This window comes from Bradyrhizobium sp. dw_411 (assembly GCF_018449695.1).
Classification (GTDB): Bacteria; Pseudomonadota; Alphaproteobacteria; order Rhizobiales; family Xanthobacteraceae; genus Bradyrhizobium.
On sequence record NZ_JAAVUY010000019.1, the window covers coordinates 1 to 18,010 of the forward strand.

The 18,010-nt window shown below is 61.3% G+C and carries 13 protein-coding genes; 9 read left to right on the forward strand and 4 right to left on the reverse strand.

Annotation, left to right across the window (positions count from 1 at the left end; all coding sequences use genetic code 11):
- Window positions 1–73: 73 nt before the first annotated feature.
- Both HB676_RS26980 and HB676_RS26985 read right to left on the reverse strand, forming a co-directional pair.
- Window positions 74–817 carry a hypothetical protein gene (locus HB676_RS26980; protein ID WP_213741525.1) on the reverse strand — a complete coding sequence of 248 codons (744 nt, stop codon included), beginning with the start codon at window positions 815–817 and terminating at the stop codon, window positions 74–76.
- A 26-nt stretch (window positions 818–843) separates the two neighbouring features.
- Window positions 844–1,821 (reverse strand): tripartite tricarboxylate transporter substrate binding protein, encoded by a 978-nt coding sequence (locus HB676_RS26985; RefSeq protein ID WP_213741526.1) that lies wholly within the window; start codon window positions 1,819–1,821, stop codon window positions 844–846.
- Window positions 1,822–1,990: 169 nt separating this feature from the next.
- Between HB676_RS26985 and HB676_RS26990 the strand changes: the two genes are divergently transcribed.
- The 7 genes from HB676_RS26990 (at window position 1,991) to HB676_RS27020 (ending at window position 9,630) form a co-directional block, all read left to right on the forward strand.
- Window positions 1,991–2,806, forward strand: a complete 816-nt coding sequence (locus HB676_RS26990) for an alpha/beta hydrolase family protein (protein WP_213741527.1) — start codon at window positions 1,991–1,993, stop codon at window positions 2,804–2,806.
- Window positions 2,807–3,227: 421 nt separating this feature from the next.
- The gene (locus tag HB676_RS26995) at window positions 3,228–4,529 is read left to right on the forward strand and encodes a beta-propeller fold lactonase family protein (protein ID WP_213741528.1); all 1,302 of its coding nucleotides are present in this window, start codon (window positions 3,228–3,230) and stop codon (window positions 4,527–4,529) included.
- Between the two features lie 60 nt (window positions 4,530–4,589).
- Window positions 4,590–5,366 (forward strand): cyclase family protein, encoded by a 777-nt coding sequence (locus tag HB676_RS27000; RefSeq protein WP_213741529.1) that lies wholly within the window; start codon window positions 4,590–4,592, stop codon window positions 5,364–5,366.
- Window positions 5,367–5,617: 251 nt separating this feature from the next.
- Entirely contained in the window at window positions 5,618–6,388 is a 771-nt protein-coding gene (gene rfbF, locus HB676_RS27005) for a glucose-1-phosphate cytidylyltransferase (RefSeq protein ID WP_213741530.1), read from the forward strand.
- On the forward strand, window positions 6,373–7,461 hold the full coding sequence (gene rfbG / locus HB676_RS27010) for a CDP-glucose 4,6-dehydratase (RefSeq protein WP_213741531.1): 1,089 nt from the start codon (window positions 6,373–6,375) through the stop codon (window positions 7,459–7,461). Before rfbF ends, rfbG begins: the two co-directional genes overlap by 16 nt.
- A gap of 10 nt (window positions 7,462–7,471) precedes the next feature.
- Complete coding sequence (locus HB676_RS27015; RefSeq protein ID WP_213741532.1) at window positions 7,472–8,701, forward strand: class I SAM-dependent methyltransferase; 1,230 nt, start codon at window positions 7,472–7,474, stop codon at window positions 8,699–8,701.
- A gap of 20 nt (window positions 8,702–8,721) precedes the next feature.
- A complete protein-coding gene (locus tag HB676_RS27020; protein WP_213741533.1) occupies window positions 8,722–9,630 on the forward strand; it encodes a Gfo/Idh/MocA family oxidoreductase in 909 nt (302 codons plus the stop codon).
- A gap of 128 nt (window positions 9,631–9,758) precedes the next feature.
- On the opposite strand, the gene HB676_RS27025 is transcribed toward HB676_RS27020, so the two are convergent.
- Both HB676_RS27025 and HB676_RS27030 read right to left on the reverse strand, forming a co-directional pair.
- Complete coding sequence (locus HB676_RS27025; RefSeq protein ID WP_213741534.1) at window positions 9,759–11,936, reverse strand: tetratricopeptide repeat protein; 2,178 nt, start codon at window positions 11,934–11,936, stop codon at window positions 9,759–9,761.
- Between the two features lie 7 nt (window positions 11,937–11,943).
- A complete protein-coding gene (locus HB676_RS27030; protein WP_213741535.1) occupies window positions 11,944–14,265 on the reverse strand; it encodes a tetratricopeptide repeat protein in 2,322 nt (773 codons plus the stop codon).
- Between the two features lie 330 nt (window positions 14,266–14,595).
- On the opposite strand from HB676_RS27030, the gene HB676_RS27035 reads away from it, so the two are divergent.
- Entirely contained in the window at window positions 14,596–16,383 is a 1,788-nt protein-coding gene (locus HB676_RS27035) for a tetratricopeptide repeat-containing glycosyltransferase family protein (protein ID WP_346347439.1), read from the forward strand.
- Window positions 16,384–16,662: 279 nt separating this feature from the next.
- Window positions 16,663–17,922, forward strand: coding sequence for an ABC transporter substrate-binding protein (locus HB676_RS27040; RefSeq protein ID WP_213741537.1), 1,260 nt, complete (start codon window positions 16,663–16,665; stop codon window positions 17,920–17,922).
- Window positions 17,923–18,010: the final 88 nt, after the last annotated feature.

Sequence of the window (18,010 nt, forward strand, 5' to 3'; positions counted from 1 at the left end):
CGCGGAAGCACCCCCACCCCGGCCCTCCCCCGCAAGCGGGAGGGGGAGTGCACTTCCGTCGTTGCTACACCGACTACTTCACCACCGAGAGCGTTCCGCCGACCGCCATCAGGTCGGCCTTCACCCCGGCGTCCGTCACGATCTCCGTGGCCTTTGCCAGATAGCTGAGGATTTGCTTGCGGTCGTCGGGCAGCAAATACGTTGCCCAGATATCGCGCGTGTCCTTCAGCGCGGCGCTCATCAGGCGCGCATTGTCCGGCCCCACTCCTTGCGCCACGATGCCGATCGCACTGGCCAGCAATTCCGCGGCGCCGCTGCGGGCCTTCAACAAGCCGGCTTCGCGGACCGGCGTGCGCTGTTCCGGCGTCAGCGCTTCCATGAACAGATCCAGCGCACGCGACTCGCGCGCCGCCACCCGGATCATGAAATTCATCGCCTGGGCATATTGGTTCTCATATTCCTTGAGATTGCGCAGCACGGTCATTTCATCGGGATCCGGGCCGGGCTTGGTGCCGAAATAGACGATCTGCTTGTTGGCGAGGCTTGCCGCCGTGAACCACTGCACCAGCCAGCCGACATCGGAAGCCGTGGGCGGCGGCAGCGCGCTCAGTTGCGCCAGATCGAAGACTTTTTGCAACAGATCGGATGCCGGCGGCTTGGTGTAATCGGGACGGCCGCCCTCCTTGGCGACACCGTCGAGATAGACCTGCAGCGCCTGCGCGGCTTCTTTCGCACTGGCCGCGCCTTGCGAGCCATCCTCCGCGAAGGCCGGCGACAGCAGCGCGATCAATAACACCAGGGATCGGAGAATCGGCATGGATGATATTTCCAACAATCAGGACTTCAGATCGGCGTGATCTTCGCGAACCTGACGACCTTAGCCCACTTCTCGGTTTCCTCGGAAATAAGCGAACCCAGATCAGACGGCGAGCCGCCCAGCATCGCGCCACCGAGATCGGCGAGCTTCGCCTTGAATGCCGGGTCGGCCAGCACCGTATTGGTCTCGATGTTGAGCCTCTCGATGATTGCGGCCGGCGTGTTTTTGGGTGCGCCGAGACCATACCAAGTGCTCATCTCATAGCCCGGCACGAAATCGACCAGCGGGGGAATATCGGGCAGCGTCGCCGAGCGCGTCGTCGTCGTGACCGCCAGCGGCCGCAATTGACCGGCCGCGATATAGCCGATCGACGAGGGAATGCTCGCGAACACCACCTGCACCTGTCCGCCGAGCAGATCGGTCAGCGCGGCGGATTCGCCGCGATACGGCACATGCGCCAGATTGACCTCCGCCAGCATCTTGAACAATTCACCGGCCATATGGACCGGACCGCCATTGCCGCCGGAACCCATATTGACCTTGGCCGGATTGGCCCTTGCATAGGCGATGAACTCGGGAACGGTTTTGGCCGGCACCGACGGATGCACCAGCATGACATTGGGCGCGCGCAATAGCCCCACGACCGGCATGATGTCGCGCGCAAAATCGAAGCCGAGCTTGTCGTAAAGCGTCGCATTGACCGCGTTCGCGGTTGTCGTCAACAGCAACGTGTGTCCATCGGCCGGCGCGTTCACGACGGTCTCGGTGGCGATGTTGCTTCCGGCGCCGGTCCTGTTTTCAACGACAAAGGGCTTGCCGAGCCGCTCGGCCAGCCCCTGCCCGGTCAACCGCGCGACAATGTCGCTGCCGCCACCGGCGTTGAAACCGACGATCAGCCGCACCGAGCGCGACGGATAGGCTTGCGCCGATGCCCGCCGCGCGAGCGCCGGCAGCGCAACGGCGCTGGCAGCGAGATGGAGAAACTGACGGCGCGGTAATTTCATGACGCAAACCTAGCCCAATCGCCCACGGATGCGAAAGGGTCCGTGACCACAGGGCTGCGGCGCTCTGCAGGAAGTGACATTCGCGAGGTAGACGATCACCGCTTCGCTCGGTATCGTCCCGCGCCAGTGTGGAAGGCCTGCAACAGAAAAGGCCAGCGAGGAAATGCCCATGTCTGAAAAAGACGCCAGTAAAGATTTTGAAATAACCCGCCGGAGCGCTCTCGGCGCGATGACTGCTGTAAGCGCCATGATCGCGAGCGGCGCCGCGCAGGCTCAAGCTGCCCCAAAAACCTTCGTGCTTGTTCACGGCACCTGGCACGGCGGCTGGTGCTGGCGCCGCGTCGCCGATGCGCTGGAGCGCAAGGGGCATAAAGTCTATGCGGAATCGTTGACCGGGCTTGGCGACCGCTCGCATCTCCTGACCAGGGACGTCAATCTCACGACGCATGTCAACGACGTGGTCAATCTCATCAAATGGGAAGACCTGAAGGACATCGTGCTGGTCGGTCACTCCTCAGCGGGGTTCGTGATCACGCAGGCCGTCGAGCAGATCGCCCCGTCCGTGGCCTCGATCGTCTATCTCGACGCCTTCGTGCCGCAGCCCGGCGACAATCTGATCTCGCTCGCCAACCCCGGGCCTCGCAAGGCGCTCGAAGAAGCCGTCGCGCGCGGCGATCTCGTGGCGAAACCTGTTCCGTCGGCGGCCTTCAAGGTCAACATCAAGGATCAGCCCTGGGTCGATGCCAAATGCACGCCACACCCATTGGCGGCCGTGGCCGAGAAAGTTACGGCCGTCGGTGCCCACGAGACAATCGCGCGCAAGACCTACATTCGCGCCAGGGGTTTCGACAGTCCGGTGTTCGACCAGACATTGGCGAAGATGAAGACGATGCCCGGCTGGAAAACCTATGAAGTGCCGTCGGGCCACGATGTGATGGTCGATATGCCCGACCGGTTGGTCGAAATCCTGCTCGAAGTAGCGTAGCGCCGTTATCGCGCATTTCGGAAGGGAAACCTCATGTCGCTCCGATACCGGACCGCAATCGTCGGATTGTTCGTATTGACCGGGAGTCTTGCTCTCGACATCGGATCTGCCTTTGCGGCCGATCTGCCGCTGATCCCCCGGCATTCCCGAACGCAACACAAGTCCACACCTGCAGCCGACACGGGCCGGCTCGAGGATTTTGCGAAAGGAGCCAACGCAGGCTGCACGGCGTGGACCGATGACTGCCGTTCGTGCGGCAAAAATCCCGAGGGTGTGGTCTGCTCGAATGTTGGTATCGCGTGCCTGCCGGCCCGGCCGCACTGCACGCGACCGTAACGCCGCATGCCTCGTCTGTCGGGAACGGCGTTGCGTGAGTTCGCCTGCGATGCAAATCTAAACAAAAATAACAACGGAGGAAAAAATGGTCGACCGTCGTACCTTCACCACCCTTCTCGCCGGAGCAATTATCGCCGCACCGAAAGCCTCGTTCGGACAGGGCGCCATGACTTCAAAAGCCATGACTTCCAAATCTGCGAAATCCAAAGATGTGTTTTATGCCAGCACCGGACCCGAGCTGACGCTCTATGACGTCGATGTCGATGGCGCCACCCTCACCAAGCGCGGTACGGTATCGACCGCGGCGAATATCCAGTACGCTTGGCCGCATCCGTCGAAACAATATCTTTATGTCGTCTCCAGCGATGGCGGCCCGGGCTCAGCAAGCGCGGTGGGCATGTCGGCGGGCGCCGTCGGCAACAAGCATGTCGCGACTGCCTTCAAGATCGATCCGGCAAGCGGGGCGCTGACGCCCCATGGCTCAACAGTGGCGCTGCCTTCGCGCCCGATTCACACCAGCGTCAATTTATCAGGCGAATATCTCCTGATCGCCTATAACAATCCCAGTAACGTCACCGTACATCGCATCAACAAAGATGGCACGATTGGCGACCGCGTCAACCAGCCCGAGGGTCTCGACACCGGCAAAATCGCTCACCAGATTCGCGTCACGCCGGACGACAAGAACGTCATCCTGGTCACGCGTGGCAATAACGCGGCGACCGACAAGAACATCGATCCGGGCTCGATCAAGTTTTTCAATTTCAAGGACGGCGTACTCTCCAACGTGGCCGCGATCCAGCCCGGCGATGGCATGCATTTCGGACCACGGCATCTCGACTTTCATCCGACCCAGCCATGGGTCTATGTCTCGATCGAGAGCCAGAACAAGCTCTATGTCTACAAGCGCGATCCCGTGACCGGCCTGTCGCGCGATCCTATCTTCATGACCGAGACGCTGGCCGATCCCGCATCGAAATTCGAACAGCAGGCGGGACCGATCCATATTCATCCCAACGGCCACTTCGTCTATCTCACCAACCGCGCCTATACGACTACGGAGGTCGAGGGCAAACAGGTGCTCGCGGGCGGTGAGAACTCAGTGACAGCGTATGCCATCGACCAGAAAACCGGAGAGCCGAAGCTGCTCAAAAGCGTCGAAGCCCACGCCAATTACCTGCGTACTTTCGGGATCGATCACAGCGGGCGTTTGCTCGTGACCGCTTCGGTCTGGCCGATGCCGCTGCGCGACGGGACGACCCAGCCTGCTGCACTCGGCGTGTTCCGGATCGGCGACGACGGCAAGCTGACCTTCGTACGCAATTACGAGGTTGACGCCTCGGCGAAGAAACAGCAGTTCTGGTCCGGGATGGTCACGCTGGCTTAAGTCGACAGCGGCGCGGACGGAATTAAGAATAGACTTTCAAGGAACCGCTAGGGAACCACTATGGCCAGACGCCTGATCGATATCTCCGTGCCGCTGCAAAACGATGTCCCGGCGGATCCGCCGGGCATCAACCCGCGTATCGAGTACCATGACCACCAGCAGAGCCTGCCGCGAATGCTGGGTTTCTTCGACGGTCTCAAGGCTGCCGATCTGCCGGAGGGACAGGCCTGGGCGATGGAAACCGTCCAGCTCTCGACCCATAATGGCACCCATCTCGATGCGCCCTATCACTATCACCCGACCATGAATCGCGGCGAGCGCGCCTGGACCATCGACGAGGTGCCGCTGGAATGGTGCCTGCAGCCGGGCGTCAAACTCGACTTCCGCCATTTTGCTGATGGCTATGTCGTGACCGCCAAGGATGTCGAGGCCGAACTCAAGCGCATCGGCCACACGCTGTCGCCGCTCGAAATCGTGGTGGTCAACACCAGCGCCGGCGCCAAATACGGCCAGCCGGATTTCGTCAATTCCGGCTGCGGCATGGGCTATGAAGCCACGATGTATCTGTTGGAACGCGGTGTGCGGCTGACCGGCATCGACGGTTGGAGCTGGGACGCGCCCTTCGTCTATACCGCGAAGAAATTCGCCGAAACCAAAGACGCCAGCCTGATCTGGGAAGGCCACAAGGCCGGGCGCCACATCGGCTATTGCCACATCGAGAAGCTGCACAATCTGGAACAGCTTCCCTCGACCGGGTTCACCGTGTCCTGCTTCCCGGTCAAGATCGAACGCGCCTCGGCGGGCTGGACCCGGGCGGTCGCCATCATCGACGGATAAGGTTGCCGTACCCGCCGCAGACGCCTGCCAGCAGCTTCGTCTGCTAGAGCCCTATCGGTTCTGACTAAATCAGAACCGATAGGGCTCTAGTCTTTTGTTTTGACGCGTTTTCTACCGCAGATAAGTCTACGCAATCTGCGTGAACTTGATTGCTATGCGAACCGGCGTCCACTTCGCTCGAAAACGCTCTAGTATCGCGCATCGCCACGCGCTGATTCGCGGTCCAGGCGTCTCACAACGGCGGCATCCGCATGAAGATCGTCATTCTGGCCGGAGGTCTCGGGACCCGGATTTCCGAGGAAACCGCGGTCCGGCCCAAGCCCATGATCGAGATCGGCGGCAAGCCGATCCTCTGGCACATCATGAAAATCTACAGCCATTACGGCTTCACGGATTTCATCATCTGCCTCGGCTACCGCGGCTACCTGATCAAGGAATATTTCGCGAACTACTTTCTGCACACCTCCGACGTGACCTTTCATCTGGCGGAAAACCGCATGGAAGTTCACCGGGAGACCGCCGAGCCGTGGCGGGTGACGCTGGTCGAAACCGGCGAACACACCCAGACCGGCGGCCGCGTCAAGCGCGTGCTTCATCATGTCGAAAAGGACGAGATCTTCGCGCTGACTTACGGCGACGGCGTCGCCGATATCGATATCGCGGCGCAACTGGCCTTTCACCGCGCCCATGGCCGCAAGGCGACTGTGACCGCGGTGCGTCCGGCGCGGCGCTTCGGCGCCATCGCGGTCGAGGGCGACCGGGTCCTGACGTTTCAGGAAAAGCCCGAAGACGATGGCGGCTGGATCAATGGCGGATTCTTTCTGCTGTCGCCTCAGATAGGCGAGTTGATCGCCGACGACGCGACCGTGTGGGAAGACCTGCCGATGCAGTCGCTCGCGCGCAGCGACGATCTTCGCGCCTATGTCCATCGCGGCTTCTGGCATCCGATGGACACCATCCGCGACAAGAACTTCCTTGAACAATGCTGGGCGTCGGGCGACGCCAAATGGAGAAAATGGTGATCGACCGGGCGTTCTGGCGCGGCCGGCGCGTTCTGCTGACGGGCCATACCGGATTCAAGGGCGCATGGGCGACGCTCCTGCTGCGTATGCTCGGCGCCGAGGTCTGCGGATTTGCGCTGCCGCCGGAATATGATGACGGGCTGTTCAACGTGGCTGGAATTGCCAACGATCTGCGGCACACGATCGGCGATATCAATCATGCCACCGCGCTGCCGCCGCTATTCGCAAGCTTCCGCCCCGAGATCGTGCTGCACATGGCGGCGCAGTCGCTGGTTCGACGCTCCTACCTTCAGCCGGCCGAGACCTACATGACCAACGTCATGGGCACCGTTCATGTGCTGGAAGCGATCCGGCACGCCGACAGCGTGCGCGCGGCCGTCATCGTCAGCAGCGACAAATGCTACGAGAATGCCGGCCTTGCACGCGGCTATGTCGAGAGCGACCCGCTCGGCGGATCGGACCCCTATAGCAGCAGCAAGGCCGGCACCGAGCTGGTCACGCAGAGCTATCGCCGCAGCTATTTTTCCGATGCCTCCGGGCCGCAAGTCGCCTCCGCGCGCGCCGGCAATGTGATCGGCGGCGGCGACTGGTGCGCCGACCGGCTGGTACCCGATGCCATCCGCGCGTTCCGCAACGGCGAAACGCTAAATATCCGAAACGCGCGCTCGGTCCGGCCCTGGCAGCACGTGCTGGATCCCTTGCTCGGCTATCTCCTCCTCGCCGAAGCGCTGATCAAGCAAGGGCCGCGCTTTGCCGAAGGCTGGAATTTCGGCCCGGGCCCCCGGAGCGAAGTCACCGTCGGCGAAGTCGCCGATCATCTCGTGCGCCGCTGGGGCGCTGACGCCAGTTGGGTCAGAGACACCGGCGAACATCCCCATGAAGCCGCGTATCTGCGCCTCGATTGCACCAAGGCCAATACCCAACTCGGCTGGAATCCCACCCTCCCGCTGGAACAGGCGCTGGACCTGACGGTCGAGTGGTACAAGCGCTTCAACGAGGGAGCTTCGATGCGCGATGTGACGATCGCGCAGATCAATCGGGTTCTGGATCGTTCAGAAACACCACCATCATGAAAAGCAACCGATGACCCATTCCGGCCTTACCGAAATCAGCCGATGCGAAGTGTGCGGTTCTGCAGCGCTGCGGCCGGTGCTCGATCTCGGCCGGCACCCGATGTGCGACGACCTCGTTGCGATCGGCGACGATCGTGTCTGCAGGGAATATCCGATCGAAATCCTGTTCTGCGATACCTGCCGCACCGCGCATCAACGGTTTCAGGTTCCAAAGCAGGATCTGTTTCCATCGACCTATCATTACCGCTCTCGCCAGACGCTCGACGTACTCAATGGCATGCGCCGCCTGGTCTCAGCCTGCGTGGAAAGATACGGCGACCTCCGGGCCAAGAAAGTGCTGGATGTCGGCTGCAACGACGGCAGTCTTCTTTCGATCTTCGCCGAGCATGGCGCCGAAACATTCGGCATTGAGCCGACCGGGGCCGCAGCGGATGCTTCTGCGGCGGGGCATCAGGTTTTGAATGCGTTTTTCGGCGAGGATGTCGCAGCCAGCTTTTCCGCTCAATTCGGGCAGCCTGATATTATCACTTTTACAAATGTGTTTGCGCATATCGAGGATCTCGCCGCCGTGATCCGCGCGCTGCGCATCCTGACCAAGCCCGCGACCCACATCGTGATCGAGAACCATTATCTTGGATCGATCATCGCCAAGCGGCAATTCGACACGTTCTATCATGAGCATCCGCGCACCTACAGCGCGACGTCCTTCGAGTTCATCGCACGGTCGCTCGGCATGTCCGTGTCGCATGTCGAGTTTCCCGATCGCTATGGCGGCAACATCAGGGTGTTTCTCAGCCGCGCGGAACACGACGGCGAAAGCAACAGCGCGCTGTTCGAACGCGAGCGCGGTTATGGCGACGAGCTGTCGCGGATGCCGCAGGAGATCGCGCGCTGGCACACCAAAAAGCTGGATGAAATCAAATCCGCCGTCGCCCGACATGGCCCGCTGGCCGGCAAGGCGTTTCCCGGCCGCGCGGCGATCCCGATCAAGATGCTGGGCCTCGATCGGAATCTTATCGACGCGGTCTATGAAAAGCCGGGTTCGGGCAAAATTGGACAGATGGTCCCGGGCACACGGATTCCCATTCTTTCGGATGACGCCTTTCCGGCCGCGAACCGTGCCCTGCCCCTGATCAACATGGCCTGGCATATCGCCGAGGAAATCGAGACCTATCTGCGCGGCCGCGGTTTTAGCGGAGAGATCATCAACATCATCTCGCCCCGCGATTTCGCCGCATGAATGGCGCGATGAAAGCCGGGATGAACGTTGCGATTCTTGGTTCCGGCTTTGGACTCTATGGCTACCTCCCTGCCCTCGCGGCGCTGCCATGCCGCGTCCTGCTCCCCGAGCGCTATCGCGCTGTGGTCGCGACCCGCGCGGAATTATCGGGCTTTGCCGCCGGGATCGATTGGGTCGCGGACGAGCACGCCGCGATCGATCGCGCGCAAGCCCTCGTCATTGCGCGCCGGCCCGCCGACCAGGCCGGCCTGATCGCGGAAATTCTCCGCCAGGACAAACTGGAGCGCCTGCTGCTGGAAAAACCGTTGGCGCCGACGCCCGCGCTTGCCGCGCAGGTGCAAGACCAGATTGAAGTCTCCGGGAAAATGCTTCGCATGGGATATATGTTCGGCTTCACCGATTGGGGCCGCGATCTCATGGGTCGATCGCCGACCGGCAACCTTCAGATCAAATGGACATTCCGCGCGCATCACTACAAGGCTAATCTGTCGAACTGGAAACGATCCAGTGCCGAAGGCGGCGGCGCGTTACGGTTCTACGGCATCCAGCTCATCAGCCTGTTGGCCGATTTGGGATTTGATCGCGTATTGGCGTCGGGTACGGTCGCCGCGCAGCCTGATGAAGCTGAAGTCTGGCGCGCGACGCTCTCGAACCACCAGGGCGCGCGCTGCGAGGTTGAGGTGGATTCGAATTCCGCACAGACGGAATTTTTGGTCCGTGCGCCTACGCTTTCCCTGGCGATATCGCTGCCCGACCCGTTTGGCGAAGCGTCTGACGCCACGCAGGATCGGCGGGTGCCGATCCTGTCGTCGCTGTGCCGGGATCTGCTGACATCAGAGCAAACGCCACATTTCTCCTATCGGAAAACAATCGCGCTGTGGCAGGCGATCGAGGACGTCACGGTTCACAGGATCGGTGAGCGGGGATAGAATGTCTGTGTTACTTCATGGTTCGAGACGCGCGAAGACGCGCTCCTCACCATGAGGTCCGAGTTTTTCCTGGCTCAGACCTCATCCTGAGGAGCAGCGCGAAGCGATGCGTCTCGAAGGATGGAACATCACCCCCTCGCTGGCTGCTTCGCGCACCAAGCCTGCCACATGCCGCGATAGGCGGCTTCCATATCGCGGGCGAAGGCCGGGTAGTCCATGATCGGGCTGTCGCTCATTTTTTGCCGCAGATCGTGCCTGATCGCCCGCAGCCGCGACGGATCGGTCGCGAGGCCCGCCGCGATGTCGATGTAGGCCTTCTCGTCCGCGGCCGACAATTCCGGCAAGCCCATATTGTTCATGATCGTCACCCCCATCCGCGCCGTGAAGTAAGCCCCGGCAAGCGAGACCACGGGAACGCCCATCCACAACGCGTCCAGCGACGTGGTGCCGCCGTTGAAAGGGAATGGATCCAGCGCGATGTCGATCTTGTTGTAGAGAACGTATTGGTTGGAAGGCTTGCGTGGCTCCAGGATCACGCGATCGAGCGGCAGGCCGAGACGCGCCAGACGCGCCTCTGTCTCGCTGCGAAATTCGGCGCCATCGATACCGGGAATCTCCAGCAACAGATGCGCATCGGTCACGCGCTTGAGGATTTCGGCCCAGCACCGCAAGGCCCCGTCGGTGACCTTGGTGAAATTGTTGAAGCAGCCGAATGTCGTAAATCCGTTGTCGTCGCGCGGCGGATGGTCTATCGGATCGGGGATGCCGGCACGGGGCTGATAGCAGCAGAATGTCGCCGGCAGGCGCCACAGTGTCTCGGTGTTGAGATGTTCGGTCATCCCGGGCGGATCGGCGTAGATATCGGTGATCCGGTAGTCGATCGCCTGAACACCCGTTGTCGTGGTGAAACCAAGCCACGTCGCCTGGATCGGTGCCGGCTTGCGCGCGAATACCAGTATCCGGTTGCGGAAGCTGTGGCCGGACATGTCGATGAGAATATCGATGCCGTCGGCCTCGATCAGATCGGCTGCGGCGTCATCGTTCAGCCCGCAGATATCGCGCCAATGGTCGAAGTGCGGCTTCAACCGCGCGGTGACCCCATCCTCGGCAGGCATATTGGCATAGGCAAAGAATTCGAAATCGTCTTTCCGGTGATGCGTCAGCAGCGGTTCAAAGAAATAATTGACCGCGTGAGTGCGAAAATCGCCGGACACATAACCGATCCTTAAGCGCCGGGCGGGATCTAGCGTGTTGGTGAAGGCGCGCGTTCGCAACAGCGGCGCCGCGACGGCAACGTTGAACTGGCGCGCCTGATCGACCAGCACTTCGTGCGGCACCTCGGCCGAATAGCCAAGCGTCATGACCAGATTGCTGTGGGCAAGCAAACAACCGGGATCGAGGCGCAGCGCGGTTCGATAGTTTGCGATCGCCTCCGTGATCTTGCCCTGAGCTTTGAGCGCGTTGGCCAGGTTGTTCCAGCCCATCGCGTAGTCCGGATTGAGCGCAAGCGCCTCCCGATAGTGCCGGATCGCTTCGTCCAGTCTGTTGGTCTCCATCAACGCGTTGGCGAGGTTGTTATGGGCTTCCGCGAGACCGGGATCCTGACGCAGCGCGGCGGTTGCGTGCGCGATGGCTTCAAGCGGCTTGCCCAGATCGTTCAGAAGCATACTCAGATTGTTATGCGCGTGGACATGCTCGGGATTTTGACGAAGCGCCGCGGTCAACTGAGCCAAGGCTTGGGCCGGGCGGCCCAGATCGATTAAAAGCGCACCGAAATTGGCCTGCGCGTCCGCTACGTTGACGCCAGCCGCGATCAATTGATCGATCATGCGGGAACTCTCGACATGACCGGGATCCGCCGGCAAGACCGCGGCATAAAGCTTTTCGGATTCCGCCGAACGCCCCTCTCTTTGCAGCGTCAGCGCATTCCAATAAACATTGGCGCGGTCGATCCGGGGTTTCAGTGCGTCCATCTCAGGCGATGAAAACCCGCGCGTCGCCGCATTCTCGAAGATCGTCCGGGCATCGCCGGCCTGACCTGCCAGCAGCAACGCTTCCGCGAACGAAAGCCAGTGCTGGCCCCGTTGCGGGTCCGCCTTCAGCGCCGCGGTCAGGAAGGCAATCGCGGATTTAGGCTTGCCTTGCCGGACCACCAAAGTGCCAAGCGCGTGATTGGCCTCGGCGTTACCGGGCTCCGATTGCAGGACGCTACGGAACAGCCGCTCGGCGCTGTCGGTGCGCCCGGCCTCGAGATGAGCCAGGCCCTTGCGAACCGCCTTATTGCCGGGGCGAGCGTTCATGTTCATCCGCGGCTCACGCTTTCTCTGATTGTTTTGTGCACCAGGCCTGCCACATGCCGCGGTAGGCGCTCTCGATATCGCGGGCAAACGCCGCGTAATCCATGATTGGGCTGCCGCTCATCCTTTGCCGCAGATTGTGCCGGATCGCCCGCAGCCGCGACGGATCGGTCGCGAGGTTCGCGGCGATGTCGACGTAGGTCTTCTCGTCCGCGGCCGACAATTCCGGCAAGCCGATGTTGTTCATGATCGTCACCCCCATTCGGGCGGTGAAATATTTCCCGGCCAACGACACGACGGGAACGCCCATCCACGTGGCGTCCAGCGTGGTCGCGCCGCCATTGAAGGGAAATGGATCGAGCGCGATGTCGATCTTGTTGTAGAGCACATACTGGTTGGATCTCTTGCGTGGCTCCAGGATCACACGATCGAGCGGCAGGCCGAGACGCGCCAGCCGTGCTTGCGTCTCCGCGCGGAATTCCGCGCCGTCGATGCCGGGGATCTCGAGCAGCAGGCGCGCATCGCCGACACGTTGGAGGATTTCGGCCCAGCACTCCAATGTGCCGTCAGTCACCTTGGTGAAATTGTTGAAACAGCCGAATGTCGTAAACCCGTTGTCGTCCCGTGGCGGATGATCGATCGGGTCGGCAATGCCGGCGCGGGCCTGATAGCAGCAGAACGTCGCCGGCAGGCGCCACAATGTCTCGGTGTTGAGATGTTCGGTCATCCCGGGTGGATCGGCATAGATATCGGTGATCCGGTAGTCGATCGCCTTGACGCCCGTCGTCGTGGTGAAGCCCAACCATGTCGCCTGAACCGGCGCGGGCTTGCGCGCGAACAGCAGCATCCGGTTGCCGGCCATATGGCCGGACATGTCGATGAGGATATCGATGCCATCGGCCTCGATCAGATCGGCGGCAGCATCGTCGCTCAAGGCGCGGATATCGCGCCAATGGTCGAAGTGCTGCTTCAAGCGCCCCGTGACGTCATCTTCGGCATGCATGTTGGCATAGGCAAAGAACTCGAAATCGTCTTTGGCGTGATGCGCCAGCAACGGCTCGAAGAAATAATTGACTACATGATTGCGAAAATCGCCGGAGACATAGCCGATCCGCAACCGCCGGCCCGGGTCAGGCACGTTCGCGAACGCGCGCGTCCGCAACAGCGGTACCGCGACGGCGTCGTTGAACTGGCGCGCCTGTTCGACCAGCATTTCGTGCGGCACCTCGGCCGAATAGCCGAGCGTCATGATCAGGTTGCTATGGGCCGGGAAAAAACCGGGATCGAGGCTGATCGCAGTCCGGAAGTTCGCGATCGCCTCAGTGAGCTTGCCCTGGCTCTTCAGCGCGTTGCCGATATTATTCCACGCTGGCGCATAGCCCGGCTTGAGCCGGAGCGCTTCGCGATAATGCCGCAGCGCTTCATCGAGCCGGCCGGTCTCCCGGTAGACATTGCCGAGGTTGTTGTGCGCTTCTGCGAGGTCGGGATTCTGACGCAACGCTTCCATGCCGTGGACCGCCGCTTCGTCCAGCCGGTTGAGATCGAACAGCAGCGCACCGAGGTTGTTATGGGCGTCAGCGGTATTCACGCCTGCCGCGATGACGGCGCTGTATCGCCTGATGGCTTCGTCGACCTGGCCGAGCGATCGATAGACATAGCCAAGACCGGTCTGGGCTTCGGGACTGCCCGGCTGCAGCGCGAGCGCGCGCTCAAAGCATTGCTTGGCCTCTTCGAGGCGCCCGGACTCGGCCAGCACGATGCCGAGACTGCAATGAAATTCGGCGACATCGCCCTTCAGGCGGATCGCCTCGCTGATCAACCGGATGGCGGCCTCGGCGCGGCTGGTCTGATGCGCGAGCTGGCCGAACATGTGAAGGCTATCGGCGTGACCGGGATCGGCCGACAGGATCGCGGTATAAAGCTTTTCGGCCTCCGTAAACCGCCCGGCTTTGTGGTGATCGCGCGCATGATGATGAAGTTCGGCGTGGTCGATCCGGATTTTCAAGGCGGGCGATGAAAATCCGCGTGCGATTGCACGGTCGAGAACAGCGCGCGCGTCGCCAACCGCGCCGGTCAGTAATAGCGCTTCCGCAAAGGAAAGCCAGTGCTGGCCCTGTTGCGGGTCCGCTTGCAGCGCCGCGGTCAGGAACGAAAGCGCGGATTGCGGCTTGCCCTGCCGAACCGCCAAGGCGCCGAGCGCGTGGTTGGCTTCAGCGTTACGGGGTTCGGATAGCAGGACACCGCGGAACAGCCGCTCCGCGCTGTCGATGCGGCCGGCCTCGAGATGAGCCATGCCTTTGCGAACCGCCTTGTTGCTGATGCGAGCGTCTGCGGTCATCCGCGGGGCACAACCTGTCGAAAACGATGCGCCATGCTTATCACTGATTCGGCAGCGCTTGATCTTCACACCCGTTCATGCCTGTGAGGTGGCTCCCGGCAAATATGACGATGGAAACACCTGCCGGTGTTGCCTCGCGCCAAACAACTTTTCCGGCGGAGGAGAATCATCTAGAGGTTGTCGTGCGGGAAACGTTGAAATTTACCGATGAATCGTCTTGAACGCCGGGCAGCCGCTCGCAAATCCGGGGCCGGTTCCAGCGGTAGCACCCCAACTATACCTGCTCCAAATATACCTGCTGCAAATACGCCCGCCGCAAATACGTCTGCCATAAGTACACCTGCTGCGCTTTGCGAGGCTGGCCTCAATCACATACGGGCCGGGCGCTATCTCGACGCGCAAACCTGCTGCCAGCAAGCGCTCGCCATAGATTCCAATCACGCAGACACCCTCTATCTGATGGGGCTGTTATCCTTCCAGGCCAAACAATACGATTTGGCCGTAGAGTGGATCGCCCGCGCCATTCGGCAGAATCCCCAACCGAAATTTCTTCTGACGCTCGGCGCGGCATTATGGCAGTCGGGGCGACGCGAAGAGGCCCTCAAGGCCTACGAGAAAGCGGCGCAGATCAACCCTGAAAATGCCGATTTGTGGAAGAATCTCGGCGATGCCCTCGTCGAGGCAGGGCGTCCGGCGGACGCGCTGCTGAGCTTTCAGCAGGCGCTCAAACTCGATCCCCATCGTTGGGACGTAATGCAGAACAGCGCAATCATCCTCCACAGATTGGGGCGGCTGGAAGAGGCGCTCTCCTGCTTCAATCTGTGCGACGCGTTGCAGCCAAACCACGTTCCGACATTGAGCATCCGCGCGATGTGCCTGTACGGCCTCAAAAGGTTCGCGGAAGCCTTGACCGACACGCGACGAGCGCAAGCGCTCGATCCGACCAATGCCGAGCCATGCAACAATATCGGCATTCTCCTTCGATCGCATGGCCGGGATGAAGAGGCGCTGGAATGGTTCGACCGGGCGCTCGTGCTTCGTCCGAATTTTCCGGATGCTCTTCACAACAAAGCCGTCGCGTTCACACAGACCAGGCGGTTCCACGACGCTTTCGCGATCTATGACGGTTTAAAGGCAGCAGATCCGAACGATGCCGTGGCGCATTTGGGGTCGGCCCATCTTCACATGCTGACCGGAAATTTCGAAGCCGGCTGGGCGGGACGCGAGGCGCGGTGGAAGGTTCCGCCGCTCTCGACCACCTATCCCAAATTCTTGCAACCCCTGTGGCTCGGAGATGGAGCCATTGAGGGCAAGACCATCCTCGTCGCCGCGGATGAGGGATTTGGAGATACAATCCAGTTCGCGCGGTACCTGCCGATGCTGGCAGAACGCGGCGCGCGCGTCGTGTTTGTTGTCCAGGACGCGTTGCGCCTTCTGTTGTCGGATCTCCCCGGAGTTTCCCACTGTATTGCGACCTCAACGATGAATACGTCAGCCGTGAATGCGCTGCCGGCGTTCGACATCCATTGCCCCATGATGAGCTTGCCTCTGGCCTTCGGGACCCGGCTCGACACCATTCCGTCGCCGGCATCGTATCTGCCTCGCCCTGCGGAGAGCCGCGTGCAAGCCTGGGAAGAGCGCCTTGGCCGGCACGACAAATTGCGGGTCGGCCTGGTCTGGTCCGGTAACCCAAACCACGCGAACGACCATAACCGGTCGCTACCCCTGCGCGCGCTGGCGCCTCTTTTCGACGTCGACGCAACATTTGTGAGTCTGCAAAAGGACCCGAGACCTGCGGACAAGGCGACGCTGCTCGAACGGGCCGACATTATCGACCTGACCGCTCATCTTACGGATTTCACCGAGACGGCTGCCTTGGTGTCCTGCCTTGATCTGGTGATTACCGTGGACACCAGTGTTGCCCATCTCGCCGCCGCCCTTGGATGCCCGACCTGGATTCTGCTGCCTTACACGCCCGATTATCGTTGGCTGCTCGATCGTGACGACAGCCCCTGGTATCCCGACGCGCGTCTGTTCCGGCAGACGAAAACCCGCGATTACGGCGAAGCGGTCGGCCGGGCACGCGACGCATTGCTCCCGCTTGCTTTCGCCCAATAGACCTTTCGTGGTTGCGGGAATTTTCCATCTTCGTGCAAGCATTTGAAAAATATCAACAAAACATCCACCGCTCGCTATTGCCTGTAAAATACCCACCGCTCTGCAGCGATTTCCCGCGCTAACGAATGCTCGACCGCGCCTCCCTACTTTAGTTTCGCCGACATGAACGAGCCGCCGCGGTGTTTCGCTTGCTGAGGACGCAGGCACCGCTAGAATGCCCCCAACATTAATGAACAAGGCCGATCAACAAGGCCATCAGTTACAGTGGAGAGAAACGACATGACAAAAACATCCCGATCGCCCCTATCCCGGTCCTTGTCGAGGCTGCTCGGCGCGACCGCGCTGGGCCTGCTCGCGACGGCGTCCGGTCAGGCCCTGGCCGCGGACCCGATCAAGATCGGCGTCATCGCCGAAGCGCAGGCCATCGCCGGCGCATCGATCCCGCAGGCCGCGCAGATGGCCGCCGACGAAATCAACGCCAAGGGCGGCGTCGACGGCCGCAAGATCGAAATCGTCACCTATGACAACCACTCCTCCTCGGCCGACTCGGTTCGCGCATTCCAGCGCGCGGTCAATGAGGACAAGGTCCACATGGTGATCGCCAGCTACATCAGCGAAGTGGTGCTGGCGCTGGAGCCCTGGGCGTCGCGCCTCAAGACGCCGTTCATCACGCCGGGCGCTGCGTCCAACGAGATCAGCAAGAGCGTCCACAATGATTACGAGAAGAACAAATACACCTTCCACGGCTATCTGACTTCCGCCGCGCTGGCGCTGTCGGTCTGCGACGCCGCCAAGGAGTTGCTGGCCGAGCAGAAGAACATGAAGACCGCCGTCATCATGAGCGAGGACGCCGCCTGGACCAAGCCGCTCGACATCGGCTACGAGGAATGCCTGCCCAAGGCCGGGCTGAAGGTACTCGATCACATCCGCTTCTCGCCCGACACCACCGACTTCACGCCGATCTTCAACAAGATCGAGGGCTCCAAGCCCGACGTGATCATCACCGGTATTTCACATGTCGGCGTGCAGCCCACCGTGCAGTGGAAGAACCAGCAGGTGCCGATCCCGATGCTCGGCATCGCCTCGCAGGCCACCAACGAAACCTTCGGCAAGGACACCAACGACGCATCCAATGGCGTGCTCTATCAGGGCGTCTCCGGCCCCGGCGTTCCTGTGACGCCGAAGTCGATCCCCTTTGCCGACGGCTTCAAGGCCAAGTTCGGCAATTATCCGTCCTATGCCGGCTACACGGCCTATGACGAAGTCTATTTTATCGCCGACGCCGTCAAGCGCGCCGGCACCACCGACGCCGACAAGCTGGTCGACGCGCTGGAAAAGACCGACTGGGAAGGCACCATCGGCCGCGTCCAGTTCTACGGCAAGGACGACCCGTTCACCCATTCGATCAAATACGGCAAGGGCCTGATCACCGGACTGATGCTGCAGTGGCAGGATGGCAAGCAGGTCAGCGTCTGGCCCAAGGAAGTCGCCAAGGGCACGCTGAAGTTCCCAAGCTTCATCAAGGTCACCTCGAACTGAACTCCGAACGATCATGCTCCCGGGTTTTTCCCCCGGGAGCTTTTTCGTATGTGCAGCTTTCCCCGGAAGTGAGGCAGCGGTGCTGCGG